The following is a 15,014-nucleotide window of genomic DNA, read 5'->3' on the forward strand; positions in this document are numbered from 1 at the left end:
GTTATTTCAATTCCTTAAAGGTTAGTAATTTATCTCTATAATACTCATATTGCTTTTTTCTTGCTTCTATTTCAGCAGGAAGACCTTCAGAAATATCGTTACATAATTTGTCAAATTTTTCTAATATATTTACTATCTTATTTTGTTTTTCTAAAGATGGAATTGGTATAATAGCCTTTTTTAATCCTTCTGCTGATATCGAACATATTTTTCCCTCAGATACAAATTTTTTAATCTGATTATGATATTGTGATGTTCTTAAAAAATAAGATATATATTTAGGATTTTGTTTATGCTTTAAAGTATAACATGCATCATGTACGGCTATATCTTCGTCACCTTCCCATGCAACTCCAATTCCAATATCCATTCTATTTTCTCCTGCTCCAACTATTATTACATCATTTTTGTTTGCATATCTCATTTTAGGTCTTAATTCTTCTCTAATATGTGATTTTACTTTTTTAGCATGTACTCCATAAAATGTATATAGTTCTCCATAGTGCATACATGGCACCCCAACATCTACTCTATCTGCATGAACAAATCTTTTTCCTCTTATAAGAGACCCTAATGATCCCAATGTAACATTATTTTCTTTTATATTTTCATATATACTATCTAAATAAAACTGATATTGCTTTTGTCTAGCTGAAAGCTCTGCTGAAAGCTCTGCTGAAAGCTCTGCTGAAAGCAATGTGAAATTATCCAATATACGGACAATTTCACATTGCACTTCCAACGGAGGCACAGGAATTTCAAAATCATTTAACACATTAGAACTTAAATTTTTTACTGAACTTCCACTTACTAAATTATATAAATTTGGAATTGAATTATCTAATACATAAAACAAATATTTGTTATTAATTATTTCTTCATTAGCTATAAACATACCAACTCTTTGGTTTAAATAGTAATTTTTATCACTATTATTTATTCCAACTTTTATTGTCCCGCTCATGCCTATTATTATTCTATCTTTTTTTATTATGTATTTTGACAAATTTTCTTTATACTCATCTGGTTTAATATAAACCATATTATCTTCCGAAATACTTTTGTCTTGAATATTAGTGGTTCTAACTAAACCAATCCCATTTTCTTTAAAAGTATTGTTTTTAAATGCAAATCCTTGAACAAAATTACTTACTTTCCCTATTTTTTTAAATTCCACCCCATTTGGGCATAATTTATTGATTAATTCTTCTAATTTACTCATAGATTACGCCTCGATTTCTAAAATGATTTTATCTATTTCCTTGCGAAGCTCGTTCTCTCTAGCTACTATTTGGGCTATTTCATTATTTAGCTTTACTATATCTATTTTTTCTCTTGTGTCTTCTTGTTCTACATAGGTTGATACTGATAGATTGTAGTTATTCTGGGCTATCTCTTTGTTTGTGATTAATTTGGCAATGTGGTTAATATCTTTTCTATCTTTAAATATTTTAACTATATTATCTATATTTTTATCGGTTAATCTATTGTTATTAGTTACTTTGACGCACTCTTTAGAAGCGTTGATAAAGAGTGTGCTATTATCTTTTTTGCCTTTTTTTAACACCATTATACAAGTTGCTATACTTGTCCCAAAAAAGAGATTATCAGGTAGTTGGATAATCGAGTCAATAAAATTATTATCGATTAGATATCTTCTAATCTTTTGTTCTGCTCCACCTCGATATAATATCCCAGGAAAGCACACTATAGAAGCTGTGCCATTAGGTGCTAGCCAAGATAATGAGTGCATTATAAAGGCAAAATCCGCTTTTGACTTGGGCGCTAAAACTCCAGCCGGAGAGTAGCGTGGGTCATTTATCAAAATGGCATTATCATCTCCAGCCCATTTGATAGAGTATGGTGGATTAGATACTATCACTTCAAATGGCTCATCATCCCAGTGTTTAGGCATGGTCAAAGTATCTTCGCAAGCTATGTTAAATTTGTCATAACCAATATCATGTAAAAACATATTAATCCTACAAAGGTTATAGGTAGTTAAATTTATCTCTTGACCATAAAAGCCATTTCTTACATTATCTTTGCCTAAAATTTTTGCAGATTTCAAAAGCAACGACCCACTTCCGCAAGCCGGATCATAAACCTTATTAACCTCTTTTTTATCCAAAATAGCGAGTTTGGTAAGTAGCTCGCTAACCTCTTGTGGTGTGTAGAATTCTCCACCTGATTTACCAGCATTTGAAGCATACATAGACATTAAAAACTCATAAGCATCCCCAAATGCGTCTATATCGTTATCCTTATAATCTAAATTTATCCCAGCTATTCCATCTAATATTTTTAGAAGTTTTTCATTTCTTTTAGCAACTGTGGCGCCTAGCTTATTGCTATTGACATCTATATCATCAAATAACCCAGAAAAGTCATCTTCACTCTGCGTGCCTTTGGCGGAGTTTTCGATATTGTTAAATATCATTTCTAAATATTCATTTAAATTATCTTTTATATTTTTAGTTTTGCCCTCGCTATCTGTGAATGTAGCGCTATCGCTTTTAGCTGATTTAATCACATTACAAAACAACTCTGAAGGACGAATGAAAAATCCCTTTTCTGTAACAAGATTATCCCTTTCAAGCTCGGCCTCGCTATCTTCTAAATTCGCATAATCAAAAGTGGTATCGCCTGTTGCTTCTCTCTCCCCTTGATTTATATAATTTGCTATATTTTCTGATATATATCTATAAAACATAATACCTAGCACATACTGCTTAAAATCCCATCCATCCACTGAACCCCTCAAATCATCAGCGATGGACCATATCGCTTTATGTAATTCTTCTCTTTGGTGGTTGCTTGCCATTTTGATTGCCTTTAAATTTGATTTTGATAGCGTTTTTTTGGTTTGTATTATATATTTTCATTAGTTAAATTACAATATTTTAATCTGATTTTGTGTGGATAGATATGAAATTTGGCTTTTTGTGGGGTTAAATTTGGCTTTTTGTGTAGCGTTTTTAGGGTTGGGTGGCGAATTTTTGTGGGTGGTGTTTTTGGGTGCGGTGGTGGAATTGGCTCTTTGTGGGTGGGATTTAGATACTAGGGCGGAATTTGGCAGCGAAATTTGACAGCGGAATTTGGCAATGGCAAAAAATTCGCCGGTGTTAGCGGCTGATAGTAATAGGAGGCCGCCCGAATTGGGCGGTTGTTGGGTGGTGGTGGATTTAAAGATGAATATAAATTTATTTAGATACTTCTAGGATTTTTCGGCCATTGGTATCTTGGATTGGGCGGTTGTTTTGGCCTATTATATTAGTAAAAAATTTAATCTGTTCATCTGAAGCAAAGGCGTTGTCACGATTTATTAGCCAGATCACACCCTCAGAGCATGGTGGCGTAGTGAGTGAGCCAACTAGCTCGACATAATTTTGAAGATTTTTGACTAGGTCGCTTAAGGCTAAATTCGCTAGTTTTCTACTCTCTCCAACCTTAGTAGGTGCGTCCGTCCAAATCTCTTTAATCACAGGATTTTCGCCACCTTTATCAAACATAATTGCCAATACCAAAAGCTCTCCATCACTAGCCTTATGAACTAAATGAGCGACCATAGGATAGTGCTTTTTATCAAAAGTATATTCTGATGGCGTGTGAAAATGCATCTGTAAAAGCTCGAATTTTTTATTTTGAAATGTTAGGGTGCTACCTGGATTGAAGCTCACTTCTAAAGTGTGTCCGTTATTGATAAGCTCTTTTGGGCTATTTTTATAATCAAATATAGGCTTTTGTAGCGTAGATTTCTCAGCTTGAGTTATATCAATTGGCGATTGATTTTTACCATATTTACAGGTGCGAAATTCATCCGCCAAATCTCCCCAATGCTCTGGCGATCCATCACCGCTATAACCCCAATGTGGCGCACCATGATGAGTATTAGAACCACTCGCACCAATTAAAAAACCAAAAAGCAAAATAGCTAAAAATCTCACAATTTCTCTTTAGAGTGAATTTAAAATAATTTAATCAATATAATTTAATTTAATTATATGAATTAAATTTATTTTATAATAAAAATTAGTTATTATACTCGCCTTAAACATAAATTTTTCTTAATATTTATATTTTTATGCGTAGCGAATTTCATTAATTTAAATTTGATATTTGATTTGAAGTTTAATTTAGCTTAATCTAGTATAAATTTGCTATTTTACCTATTATGATTTCATCGCCATTAAATGATATGAAAGGGATTTTAAACTAAATTTAAAATGATTTTTGGAGGTAATTTAGAAATTTGAAAATTTATATCTAGATATTGGCTTTTTGCCTTGCGGTGGCTAGTGAGACGGATATTGGCCTATTGTGTGCTTTTTAATCTTATCATTGTTTTTAATTCTAAAGATAAAAGTCTTGCTATTTGGGCGAATTCTTACTATTAGGTTGCGTGTGCTTCTCATCTTTTATTATTAGCTCTTTTGCGTTTTGTGGTAGGGTGATAGCTTTTAGTTGGCTGTCTGTTGTGAAGTTTTTCATTTTCATTTGGGTATCCTTTTTGGGTATTCCTTTGGGTGAAAATAACTGAAATGAAATGATATCAAATGAAAGCTTAAATCAGTTCTAAAATCCGATTTTTAGGGCTTTTTGATGATTTGTGAAAGTTTAAGAAAAGTATTGAAATGGAGTGATGGTGCGGACGAGAGGACTTGAACCTCCACACCGTAAGGCACCAGATCCTAAGTCTGGCGTGTCTGCCAATTTCACCACGTCCGCAACAATAATAAGGTTTGTCAAGCAAAAACTTAACAAGGTGGTACGCCCAAGAGGATTCGAACCTCTGGCCTACGGCTTAGAAGGCCGTTGCTCTATCCAGCTGAGCTATGAGCGCATATGAAAACTCAGCTCTTATATTTGAAAGTGGTGCGCCAGGTAGGACTCGAACCCACAACCTACAGATCCGAAGTCTGTCGCTCTATCCAATTGAGCTACAAGCGCAGTCTCCTCATATAAATGGGGTGAGTGATGGGAATCGAACCCACGACCCTCAGGACCACAATCTGATGCTCTAACCGACTGAGCTACACTCACCACATGGTCGGGGTGAAAGGATTCGAACCTTCGGCCCCTTGGTCCCAAACCAAGTGCGCTAACCAGACTGCGCTACACCCCGAAGTATAGTCTCGCTATTTCAAATAAAGAGCTGAAATTATATACAAAAAAAAATCATTTGTCAATTAAATTTAGCTTAAATTTGAAAAATTATTCCAAATTTAAGCAATATTATTTCTCTTTTTTCTTGAATAAAGATTTATCATCTCTACTACCAAAGAGAATGCCATAGCAAAATATATATAACCTTTTGGTATATGAAACTCCAACCCTTCGCCCACTAGCGCCACGCCTATTAAAATCAAAAACGCAAGAGCTAAAACTTTAATAGTCGGATTGGACTCCACAAATCTACTAATAGCGCCACTAGCAAGCAACATCACACCAACTGCTAATATAACGGCTAATATCATAATCTCTATATGATCGGCCATACCTACGGCTGTAATCACGCTATCAAGCGAAAAGACAATATCAAGTACAGCAATTTGAATAATAATCATCATAAAGCCAGCTCCAGCCTTGCTAGCCATACTTTGTTCTTCATTTTCACCTACTGCGTGTGAATGTAATTCAAGAGTGGATTTAGCTATCAAAAACAACCCACCAGCAATCAATACGATATCACGCCCTGAAATTTCTTGCCCTATCACGCTAAATAGCGGCGTAGTAAGCTTCATAATCCAAAATAGGCTAAGTAATAATAATATTCTAGTTATCATCGCAAGCCCAAGACCAACTACCCTGGCACGATCTCTTTGTTCATTTGGCAATTTGCCACATAAAATTGCTATAAATATGATATTATCAATACCCAAAACTATCTCAAGTGCAGTTAGCGTCATTAAGCTAATCCACGCCTCAGGCATATAGATCCACTCAAGCATTTTTATCCTTTGTTAGAATTTTTATAATTGTTTTTGGTAGTAATTTATGCTCAATTTTATGAATTTTTTTCTCCCACTCTTGCAGGGTTTTATCTTTGCGAGCGAAGCTCTTTTGTGCTATTATCTCTCCAGCATCTAGCTCAGAACTTACCCAATGTACACTTACTCCACCTATTTGCATATCGCTATGATAACTATCTGTTATAGCATGCGCTCCTTTAAATAGTGGCAATATGCTTGGATGTAAATTAATAGCTTTAATATTATCAGTAAATATAGGCGTAAGAATTCTCATAAATCCAGCTAAAATAGTCAAATCAATACTATGTTTATTAATCTCATCAACTACTGCTTTATCAAACTCCTCTCTACTGGCATAATCTTTATGATTAATAACCACAGTATCAAGACCAAATTTCTTAGCACGCTCAATCCCTTTAGCATTAGGATTATTGCATATCAATAACGCCACATTAATTTTAATACCATTAAAAACCTTATCATGCACCCTTTCTAATATGGCTTGCAAATTCGAGCCACTTCCACTGAATAAAACCGCAATATTTTTTACAACCATTTTAATCCTTCTATAATATCATTTGGGGTAAAGCTATAGTTATTACCCTTATAAATTTGAGCTGATTTTTGATGAGCTAGGACGCCATTTATAGCCGAATTTAATGGGCTAAATCCACCTGCTAAATAGGCTAAAATTATTCCGGACAATGCATCGCCACTACCGCCAACTGCTAACTTTGCATTGCCCTGTGGCGCTATATAGAGCACGCCATTTTGAGCAATTATTGGATTTGCCCCTTTTAATATAAGTGTAGCAAGAAATTTAGAGCTAAATTTGCGAGCTAACTCAAAACGGTTATTTTGGATCTGCCCTACATCAAATTCGCCTATTTCACAAATCTTAAGCAATGAGCTAAACTCCTTTGGGTGCGGAGTTAAAATAGCTGTATTACTTCTAGCAAATTCACAAATCCAAGGCTTATAAAATGCATCCGCATCCACTACACACGGCTTTTTGAGTAAATTCATAAAATCAAACTCAACTTCACCAAGCCCCATTCCAAAAGCCACAGCATCTGCACCATCAAAACTGCTTTTAAGCATAATCTGTGGATCTAAATTTAAACTACTAAGCCCTTGAATACTTTTAGTCAAATTTACTATACTTACTCTACCAGCCCCCATTCTAAGCGCCGAATTTGCCGCAATCTGCGCTGCTCCGCTCATCTGTCCACAAGCAATAAATGCATGACCAAAGTCGCCTTTATTTACATTTTCTATATCTCTACTAGGCAAAATTAAATCATCTAAAAGTACTAAAAAATCGCTATCATCAAAACTAAATTTGCTCTCATTTAAACCCAAATTTGCCTGCACGATCTGCCCTACTAAATCTTTAGCAGCGTCTGCATATAACCCAAGCTTTAACGCCCCCATACAAACGGTAAAATCTGCCCTAAACGCTCCATTTATTGCTACGGCTCCATTTTCACTTATTCCGCTTGGTATATCTACAGCAATTTTAAGAGCGCTACAGCTATTTGCTATTTTTATAATTTTAGCAATTTTTTCACCAATCTCTCCGCAAAACCCACTACCAAAAATCCCATCTATGATACAATCAAACTCACTAAAATTACTTAAACTATCTAAAACATTTACACCGACATTTTTAGCGATATTTAGCTGAATTTGAGCATTGTGATTAAGTTCTTTTTGAAGTAAAATCAATCCGCATTCATATTCACCACTAAGCATTCTAAGTGTGGCAATTGCATCGCTTGCGTTATTTCCTTTACCGCAAAGCGCTAAGATTTTAGTACCAATTTTCAACTCTTTACGAACCAAATCTGCTACCGCACGAGCAGCATTTTCTTGCAAAACTAACTCACTAAATCCTAATGCATCAACAGCATTTTTATCAAATTTAGCCGTATTAGTATAAAGTCTTTTCATCTCTTCATCCTATAGCTTAAACTCTCTATTATATCTGCTTTTGAGATAGATTTAGCATCGCGCAAATCAGCAATCGTACGAGCTACTTTTAGTATTTTATTTATTCCACGCTGACTTAGATGATAGTTTGTAATTGCTTTACTTAAAATCTCTGTTGCTGCATTCTCAAGAGTACAAAACTTAGCAATATCAAAGTCGCATAATTTGCCATTTAGCTCACTTTGACCACGCTCAATCTGATTTTTAAAAGCATTTAAAACCATTGCGCTCATCTGTTTTGAGCTATAACTTGGCACATCTCCATCATTAATCTCGCCCATAGCACAATATATATCAATACGGTCTAATATAGGGCCAGATATAACATTTTTATACTTTGCAATCTCTTTATCGCTACAAGTGCAGACACTATTTTTACTAAATGCATTTCCACACGGACAAGGATTCATCGCTGCAACAAATAGAAATTTCGTATCATAGCTAACCTTTGAATTTACTCTAGAAATGTTAATTTTATAATCTTCTAATGGCTCTCTAAGGCTTTCTAAAATCTGCTTACCAAAATAAGGAAATTCATCAAAAAATAGTACGCCACCATTGGCTAATGCGACTTCGCCAATCTTTGCTGCACTGCTTCCGCCTCCAAAAATTGAGCTTCTTGTGCTTGTGTGATGTGGACTCCTAAAGGCTCTAATAGCACTAAAATCACTACTATTTGAATTTAATGACTCATAAGCACTTGCTAGTAAAATCTCTTCTAGGCTTTGTGGCGGCATAATATATGGTAGTCGTTTTGCACTCATACTCTTTCCACATCCTGGACTTCCCTCAAATAAAATATTATGCATTCCAGCTGCTGCAATTATGCTAGCGCGCTTAGCACGCTCTTGCCCTTTGATATCGATAAAATCGAGCTTAAAATGTAAATTTGGAACAAATTTACGACCTGCAATTTCGATGACATTATCAAAAATTGGATGAGTTGCATCGACTTTGCAACTAATTTTAAATTCATCATTTAGGAAAAAATCCCTTGCTTGTGCCAAATTCTCCACAGCATAAACTTCAAAATTTGGTATCATTGCAGCTCTAAGCGCAATATCCTTTGGAAGTAATATTTTAGCACTTTTGACATGCGTACTAAGAAAAAGCAAAACTGAAAAAAGCTCAGCTGAGCTACGCAGTCTACCATCAAGACCTAACTCGCCAAATACAAAATAATCACTATCGAAACGCTCTTTTTGCAGCAATACCAAAAGCGCAATAGCCAAATCAAAATGCGAGCCGTCTTTTTTAACATCACTTGGACTAAGATTTATGATAATTTTCATCGCTGGAAGAGTAAAATCATGCAAAGCTGCAAGAGCTGATTTGACACGGGTTACTGACTCTTTGATAGTTACACTAGCAAGTCCAACGATCTCAAATCCAGGCAAAGCTCTAAGCAAAGTAGATTCTATATCAATTATATGTAGCTTTGAGTTCAAACAGGCGCATTTTAGGGCTTTCATAATGGTTTTTGTTTTGACTTTTTCTTATACTCTTTATCAAATTTTTTACGCTTATTAAAGCCAATTCGCTCTATAAATAGATGTCCATCTAAGTGATCATTTTCGTGCTGCAAGGCAACAGCTAGTAAACCATCTGCCTCAAGTGTGTGACTAGCTCCAAATCTATCTTGATACTCTAGTGTTACATTTGCAGCTCTTTTTACATCTTCGTAGTATCCAGGCACGCTCAGACAGCCTTCTTGATAGAGTTGTTCCCCATCTTTTTTTATAAATTTAGGATTAATGATTTCGAGCAAATCACCTTTGTCTTGAATTTCATTCTCATTTACTAGATTGATAATTAAGGCACGAATTGGTCTGCCTACTTGAATAGCAGCTAAACCAATTCCGCCTTTAAAAATCATCGTATCATACATATTATCTAAAAACTCGCCTAGTTCAGTGTCAAATTTATCCACCTCTACGCTACGCTCAAAAAGCCTCTTATCAGGATATTCTAAAATTTCTAAAACCATATTAGCTCTCTACAGTCTCAAATAACTTTAACCCTTTGCCGCTACGAGGCAATGCATCTAAAAGTGCTGATAGAATCTCCTCTATACTACTCTCAGGATCAATCGAACCAACAGATAGCTCCATATCCATATCTAGTTCATCTTCGCCCATAAAAAATGTAGTTTGATAAAGCAGCTCTGCAATCCTTTGGGCTGCCTTTTTGGCACTTTCAAGATCTGTGTGCTTCATCACCATCGCAAAACAACCATCACCATAGTGAGCCACAATATCGCTTCGGCGTGATGTTTTAAGTAGAATTTTGGCAATATTTCGTAAAATTCCGTTTTTGTCTTTTAGGCTTGGGATTTTGTTTAAAACACTATCTTTAACATGAATTAGCATGATGCTTACATTGTATTTATAGCGTTTAACATCATTAAACTCATCGTATAAAACTTTTAGTAAATATTTTTTATTATAAACTTCAAATTTGGAGTCATAAATAGAGTTATCTTCAACATTTTTAAATATTTTATCAACCTCTTCATAGCTAGTTTTAATAGCTCCGATGTGGCGCTCCATTAAAATATTTAGCTTACTCAACTCCTCACCAAAAGCCTTGATATTGCCTTGAATTTCAAGCGGATTAGCACTAGCGCTCATCTCATTTAGGCGCTTTTTAGCTATGCCTTTCATAATGCCTAAATTCTTATAAATAAGCGATATAATCTGCATCATAGAACGAATCTGGGCAAAGCCAGTTTTAATATCTTTTTCTATTAAGGCTTGACGGTCAAGCTTGTCTTCTTTGCTAAAATCTAGTAGCTCTAAGACCTTTTTTTGAAAATTTGCAGGCTTACTTTCTAAAAGTTTTCTAAAATATATATCAAAATTTTCAGGTGTTGGCTGGATATTCTCAGCTAGCAACTGCTTTAAAACCGCAGAAGAGAATTTATTTAAATCAACATTCTCATCATCGCTACCCATAGCAGTTGGGCGAATTCCAGTTCTAACTACAGCCGGTCTAGGAGCTGGCCTTGCTTTTTTATCTTCATCTAATTTAACCATCTCAACACCTTAAAATTTATTTAAAACTCTTTGTCAAAATTGTATCAACAATACCATACTCCACAGCTTCTTGGGCACTCATAAAGTAATCCCTGTCTGTATCTTTTACAACTTTTGCTAGTTTTTGGCCTGTATTTTTAGCTAAAATACTATTTAAATTCTCTTTGATTCTTAGAATTTCTTTAGTTCTAATCTCTAAATCAGTAGCCTGACCTTGCGCTCCACCTAGAGGCTGATGAATCATAACCCTAGCATTTGGCAAAATATATCTCTTGCCTTTTGCCCCACTACTTAGCAAAAATGAGCCCATACTAGCAGCTTGACCGATGCAGATGGTACAGACATCAGGCTTGATATAATTCATCGTATCATAGATGCTCATACCGCTAGTTACTACACCGCCTGGGCTATTTATGTATAGATAGATATCTTTATCTGGATCTTGTGCTTCTAAAAATAGTAGCTGAGCTACAATTGCACTAGCCATACGATCTTCTATCTCATCAGTGAGCATTACTATACGGTCTTTAAGCAAGCGAGAGTAGATATCATAGCTTCTCTCTCCCTTGCCATCATTTTCAATTACATAAGGTATCATTATTTGCTCTCATCTTTTTTGCCAAATAGATCTGTAAATAATTTTTCTTCTACCAATGCCATCTTAATTGCTGGAATCATACCTTGTTTTTTGTAGTTTTCTAGATGCTCTTTTGGATCTACTCCATATCTATAAGCCTCAAAATAGATTGTTTGTAAAATTTCATTATCGGCTACAGCAATATTGCGAACTTTAGCTAGCTCATCAATAATAAATGTAAGTTTAACACTTTTTAGCGCATCATCTTTATATTTTGCTCTTTGTTCTTCTAATGCTTTTGGGTCTTCTTGGAATTTTTTGCGTTCTTCATCGCTAAAACTCATCCAGTTATTTCTAAACTGCATATCAATCTCTTGTTCTACTATGTTATTTGGTAGATCAAAGCTAAATTTTTCTACAGCAGATTGGGCGAATTTAGGTTTTAGCTCCTCAGCAACTAATTTAGCCATTTTTTCAGCTTTGATTTGACTGCTAATACGCTCTTCTAGTATCTCTTTAGTTGGATTTTCTTCATTTGGAAGAACTTTTTTGAGAGCCTCAGCATCTAATTGCCCAATTTTTTTACCTTGGATTTCATGTAGTTTTACCTTAAATACTGCGGCTTTGCCTGCTAAATGTGCTGCGCCATACTCAGCTGGGAATGTTACATTTATATCTTTTTCTTCACCAACTTTTAATCCAACCATTCCATCTTCAAATCCTGGAATAAACTGACCGCTACCAATCTCAAGCACATATCCCACAGCTTTGCCGCCATCAAATGCAACACCATCTACAAAGCCTTCAAAATCAAATTTAGCAAAGTCGCCTTTTTCTAAACTATCTTTTTCTACTTTTTCAAGTGGAGCCATCATATTTAAAAATTCATTGATTTTAGCGTCTATCTCACTTTTTTCTGCTTTTGGCTCATCAAAGCTTGGGATAAGTGCTTCATATCCTGATACATCTACAGTTGGACGGAATGAAATTTCAACTTCAATATCTATATTACCATCTTTTTCATCAAATTTAAGAACTCTTGGTTCAGAAATTATATCTGAGTTTGATCTCTCTACTAATTTTACAGATTCGCTTATAAATTCTCTATAAAGTTCGCCACGAGCATCATTTTCTAAGTCTTTACCATATCTTTTGATAACTTCAGCTACTGGCACTTTACCAGGGCGAAATCCATCAATTTTTACATTTTTAGCTGCTTTTTGTGCTAATTTTTCTACTTTTTGTTTTATCTCATCTGCTGTTAGAGTTGTTGTCGCAGTAACATTTACTGAATTTGTAAGTTTAGCATTAACTTCCATTATTTTCCTTTTGACAAAAATTTGGCGCATAATATAGCAAAATTTTGCTTTATTTAAGTATAAATTGCTAAATTTATTTGCTCTCAAGTCAAATTATTGTAAAATTATACAAAATTTTTTTAAGGTGAATTATGTTTGATAAAAACAGAATGACTGAATTTCAAGACTGCGTAAAAAAGATGCTTGAAATCATGGGTGAAGACCCAAATAGAGATGGATTACTAAACACTCCAAAAAGAGTCGCAAAAGCCTATGAATTCATCACTCAAGGCTATAGCCAAAGCCCTTTAGATATCCTAGGCGATGCGATGTTTGAAAGTAGCAATAATGAGATGGTTTTAATCAAAGATATTGAGTTTTATAGTATTTGTGAGCATCATCTTTTGCCTATAATCGGTAGAGCACATGTAGCCTACATTCCAGATGGAAAGGTCGTAGGGCTAAGCAAAATCCCAAGAATGGTAAATATATACGCTAGAAGATTACAAATTCAAGAACAGATGACTGAACAAATAGCACAGGCCTTGCAAGAAGCGATTAATCCAAAAGGTGTTGGAGTTGTACTAGAGGCTAGACATATGTGCATGGAGATGCGAGGCGTTGAAAAAATCAATTCAGTCACTACAACTTCGGCACTTCGTGGTTCATTTATAAAAAATCCAGAGACTCGCAAAGAGTTCTTTGATCTAATAAATTCACCAAAATCGGTTAAATTTTGAGCCTAAACAATATCAAAAATCGCCTCGCTAAAAAAGTAAATCTCTCTAGCGTCTTTGGCATAATAACTCGCATTAATGCCAATAATATCGAGATATCTGGTCTGCGTCCAAGCATTGGCGATATAGTAAAAATAACTAGTATCGACAGCGATAAAACTGAACTAGGAATGGTAACAGAACTCCATCAAAATGGTGCTTGCGTTAGCCCATTTGGCTTTGTTGAAGGATTTAAGGTTGGCGATAGAGTCTATGCAAGCGATCAAGGGATGAGCATTCCAGTAGGAGAGGCTTTACTAGGACGTGTAGTTGATCCATTTATGAATCCAAAAGACGATAAAGGGCCAATTAACTGTATGGAACTAATCTCTATAATGCGTCCGCCAATCCCAGCTATGAAACGTGGGTTAATCGATGAATGTTTTAGTGTTGGTGTTAAGAGCATTGATGGATTGCTAACTTGTGGAAAGGGTCAAAAACTTGGAATATTTGCTGGTTCAGGAGTTGGGAAATCCACTCTAATGGGAATGATAGTAAAAAATACTACAGCTCCAATCAAAGTCATTGCGCTCATTGGTGAGCGTGGGCGTGAGGTGCCTGAATTTATCCAAAAAAATCTAGGCGGAGACCTGACTAACACAGTAATAGTAGTAGCCACTAGCGATGATAGTTCGCTAATGCGAAAATATGGCGCCTTTTGCGCTATGAGTGTTGCAGAGTATTTTAAAGATAGAGGGCAAGATGTGCTATTTATGATGGATAGCGTAACACGCTTTGCTATGGCCCAGCGTGAAATCGGACTAGCTTTAGGCGAGCCACCAACTTCAAAAGGATATCCACCAAGCGCTCTTACGCTCCTTCCGCAGCTAATGGAGAGAGCTGGTAAAGAGGATGGTAAAGGTTCAATTACAGCATTTTTTACAGTTTTAGTCGAGGGCGATGATATGAGCGATCCAATAGCTGATCAAAGCCGTTCTATACTAGATGGTCACATCGTACTAAGTAGAGAGCTAACAGACTTTGGGATATATCCTCCAATTAATATTTTAAACTCAGCTAGCCGTGTTATGAACGATGTAATTACTAAAGAGCATAGACAAAATGCGAGTAAATTTAAACGACTCTTTTCGATGTTAAAAGAAAATGAGGTATTAATCCGAATTGGCGCCTACCAAAAAGGTGTAGATAACGAGTTAGATTATGCTATAAGCAAAAAAGCTGCGATGGAGGATTTTATGAAACAAAATCCCGATGAGAATGTCCAATTTACTCAAACTATCCAAGCACTTGCTAAAATCGCAGGAGTGTAAGAGCTTGATTTTGTTTGAATTATAAATTTAGCAAGTAATATCTATTTAAGTAACATTCCCAACCGCTAAAGTAGTTGGGAGTGTTATTAATTT

15 protein-coding genes and 5 tRNA genes are annotated in these 15,014 nt (G+C 35.3%); 3 read left to right on the forward strand and 17 right to left on the reverse strand.

All coding sequences use genetic code 11. From position 1 onward, the window contains the following. Position 1: 1 nt before the first annotated feature. Together CIGNP103_RS03245 and CIGNP103_RS03250 are read right to left on the reverse strand one after the other, a co-directional pair. Positions 2 to 1,222, reverse strand: coding sequence for a restriction endonuclease subunit S (locus CIGNP103_RS03245; protein ID WP_086268577.1), 1,221 nt, complete (start codon positions 1,220 to 1,222; stop codon positions 2 to 4). Between the two features lie 3 nt (positions 1,223 to 1,225). After that, positions 1,226 to 2,824, reverse strand: a complete 1,599-nt coding sequence (locus CIGNP103_RS03250; RefSeq protein WP_086268578.1) for a type I restriction-modification system subunit M — start codon at positions 2,822 to 2,824, stop codon at positions 1,226 to 1,228. 133 nt (positions 2,825 to 2,957) lie between these two features. Between CIGNP103_RS03250 and CIGNP103_RS08375 the strand changes: the two genes are divergently transcribed. Continuing rightward, positions 2,958 to 3,089, forward strand: coding sequence for a hypothetical protein (locus CIGNP103_RS08375; protein ID WP_272888204.1), 132 nt, complete (start codon positions 2,958 to 2,960; stop codon positions 3,087 to 3,089). Positions 3,090 to 3,203: 114 nt separating this feature from the next. On the opposite strand, the gene CIGNP103_RS03255 is transcribed toward CIGNP103_RS08375, so the two are convergent. From CIGNP103_RS03255 to tig, 15 genes are all read right to left on the reverse strand, one after another. Further along, positions 3,204 to 3,947, reverse strand: a complete 744-nt coding sequence (locus CIGNP103_RS03255; RefSeq protein ID WP_180381793.1) for a carbonic anhydrase — start codon at positions 3,945 to 3,947, stop codon at positions 3,204 to 3,206. A 424-nt stretch (positions 3,948 to 4,371) separates the two neighbouring features. After that, positions 4,372 to 4,497, reverse strand: a complete 126-nt coding sequence (locus CIGNP103_RS08380; protein ID WP_269148200.1) for a hypothetical protein — start codon at positions 4,495 to 4,497, stop codon at positions 4,372 to 4,374. A 146-nt stretch (positions 4,498 to 4,643) separates the two neighbouring features. After that, positions 4,644 to 4,728 (reverse strand) — tRNA-Leu (locus CIGNP103_RS03260). A gap of 38 nt (positions 4,729 to 4,766) precedes the next feature. Continuing rightward, a tRNA-Arg gene (locus CIGNP103_RS03265) sits at positions 4,767 to 4,843 on the reverse strand. A gap of 30 nt (positions 4,844 to 4,873) precedes the next feature. Further along, positions 4,874 to 4,950 (reverse strand) — tRNA-Arg (locus tag CIGNP103_RS03270). Positions 4,951 to 4,966: 16 nt separating this feature from the next. Further along, positions 4,967 to 5,043: transfer RNA gene (locus CIGNP103_RS03275), tRNA-His, on the reverse strand. A 4-nt stretch (positions 5,044 to 5,047) separates the two neighbouring features. Continuing rightward, positions 5,048 to 5,125, reverse strand: a tRNA-Pro gene (locus tag CIGNP103_RS03280). A 100-nt stretch (positions 5,126 to 5,225) separates the two neighbouring features. Then, positions 5,226 to 5,951 (reverse strand): TerC family protein, encoded by a 726-nt coding sequence (locus tag CIGNP103_RS03285; RefSeq protein ID WP_086234841.1) that lies wholly within the window; start codon positions 5,949 to 5,951, stop codon positions 5,226 to 5,228. Beyond that, the gene (gene purN, locus CIGNP103_RS03290; protein WP_086241615.1) at positions 5,944 to 6,528 is read right to left on the reverse strand and encodes a phosphoribosylglycinamide formyltransferase; all 585 of its coding nucleotides are present in this window, start codon (positions 6,526 to 6,528) and stop codon (positions 5,944 to 5,946) included. The genes CIGNP103_RS03285 and purN overlap by 8 nt, the downstream gene beginning before the upstream one ends. Continuing rightward, positions 6,519 to 7,925 (reverse strand): NAD(P)H-hydrate dehydratase, encoded by a 1,407-nt coding sequence (locus tag CIGNP103_RS03295; RefSeq protein ID WP_086268579.1) that lies wholly within the window; start codon positions 7,923 to 7,925, stop codon positions 6,519 to 6,521. The genes purN and CIGNP103_RS03295 overlap by 10 nt, the downstream gene beginning before the upstream one ends. Further along, on the reverse strand, positions 7,922 to 9,436 hold the full coding sequence (locus CIGNP103_RS03300) for a YifB family Mg chelatase-like AAA ATPase (RefSeq protein ID WP_086268580.1): 1,515 nt from the start codon (positions 9,434 to 9,436) through the stop codon (positions 7,922 to 7,924). The genes CIGNP103_RS03295 and CIGNP103_RS03300 overlap by 4 nt, the downstream gene beginning before the upstream one ends. Further along, positions 9,433 to 9,951 (reverse strand): peptide deformylase, encoded by a 519-nt coding sequence (gene def / locus CIGNP103_RS03305; protein ID WP_086225188.1) that lies wholly within the window; start codon positions 9,949 to 9,951, stop codon positions 9,433 to 9,435. Before def ends, CIGNP103_RS03300 begins: the two co-directional genes overlap by 4 nt. A 1-nt stretch (position 9,952) precedes the next feature. Beyond that, on the reverse strand, positions 9,953 to 10,999 hold the full coding sequence (locus CIGNP103_RS03310; RefSeq protein WP_086225189.1) for a GGDEF domain-containing protein: 1,047 nt from the start codon (positions 10,997 to 10,999) through the stop codon (positions 9,953 to 9,955). 16 nt (positions 11,000 to 11,015) lie between these two features. Continuing rightward, positions 11,016 to 11,600, reverse strand: coding sequence for an ATP-dependent Clp endopeptidase proteolytic subunit ClpP (clpP, locus tag CIGNP103_RS03315; RefSeq protein ID WP_179186976.1), 585 nt, complete (start codon positions 11,598 to 11,600; stop codon positions 11,016 to 11,018). Further along, the gene (gene tig / locus CIGNP103_RS03320; protein ID WP_086268581.1) at positions 11,597 to 12,895 is read right to left on the reverse strand and encodes a trigger factor; all 1,299 of its coding nucleotides are present in this window, start codon (positions 12,893 to 12,895) and stop codon (positions 11,597 to 11,599) included. The genes clpP and tig overlap by 4 nt, the downstream gene beginning before the upstream one ends. A 131-nt stretch (positions 12,896 to 13,026) precedes the next feature. Between tig and folE the strand changes: the two genes are divergently transcribed. Further along, positions 13,027 to 13,614: a GTP cyclohydrolase I FolE gene (gene folE / locus CIGNP103_RS03325; RefSeq protein ID WP_086225192.1), complete on the forward strand. Its 588-nt coding sequence runs from the start codon at positions 13,027 to 13,029 to the stop codon at positions 13,612 to 13,614. Beyond that, complete coding sequence (fliI, locus tag CIGNP103_RS03330; RefSeq protein WP_086234836.1) at positions 13,611 to 14,921, forward strand: flagellar protein export ATPase FliI; 1,311 nt, start codon at positions 13,611 to 13,613, stop codon at positions 14,919 to 14,921. Before folE ends, fliI begins: the two co-directional genes overlap by 4 nt. The last annotated feature ends 93 nt before the right edge of the window (positions 14,922 to 15,014 follow it).

It is taken from the genome of Campylobacter sp. P0103 (assembly GCF_002139545.1).
GTDB lineage: Bacteria > Campylobacterota > Campylobacteria > Campylobacterales > Campylobacteraceae > Campylobacter > Campylobacter devanensis.

What these genes read in the sequence shown, in the direction of transcription:
- CIGNP103_RS03245 (WP_086268577.1), bottom strand. Translation starts at nt 1,222, where the DNA reads ATGAGTAAATTAGAAGAATTAATCAATAAATTATGCCCAAATGGGGTG.
- CIGNP103_RS03250 (WP_086268578.1), bottom strand. Translation starts at nt 2,824, where the DNA reads ATGGCAAGCAACCACCAAAGAGAAGAATTACATAAAGCGATATGGTCC.
- CIGNP103_RS08380 (WP_269148200.1), bottom strand. Translation starts at nt 4,497, where the DNA reads ATGAAAATGAAAAACTTCACAACAGACAGCCAACTAAAAGCTATCACC.
- CIGNP103_RS03285 (WP_086234841.1), bottom strand. Translation starts at nt 5,951, where the DNA reads ATGCTTGAGTGGATCTATATGCCTGAGGCGTGGATTAGCTTAATGACG.
- purN (WP_086241615.1), bottom strand. Translation starts at nt 6,528, where the DNA reads ATGGTTGTAAAAAATATTGCGGTTTTATTCAGTGGAAGTGGCTCGAAT.
- CIGNP103_RS03295 (WP_086268579.1), bottom strand. Translation starts at nt 7,925, where the DNA reads ATGAAAAGACTTTATACTAATACGGCTAAATTTGATAAAAATGCTGTT.
- CIGNP103_RS03300 (WP_086268580.1), bottom strand. Translation starts at nt 9,436, where the DNA reads ATGAAAGCCCTAAAATGCGCCTGTTTGAACTCAAAGCTACATATAATT.
- def (WP_086225188.1), bottom strand. Translation starts at nt 9,951, where the DNA reads ATGGTTTTAGAAATTTTAGAATATCCTGATAAGAGGCTTTTTGAGCGT.
- CIGNP103_RS03310 (WP_086225189.1), bottom strand. Translation starts at nt 10,999, where the DNA reads ATGGTTAAATTAGATGAAGATAAAAAAGCAAGGCCAGCTCCTAGACCG.
- tig (WP_086268581.1), bottom strand. Translation starts at nt 12,895, where the DNA reads ATGGAAGTTAATGCTAAACTTACAAATTCAGTAAATGTTACTGCGACA.
- folE (WP_086225192.1), top strand. Translation starts at nt 13,027, where the DNA reads ATGTTTGATAAAAACAGAATGACTGAATTTCAAGACTGCGTAAAAAAG.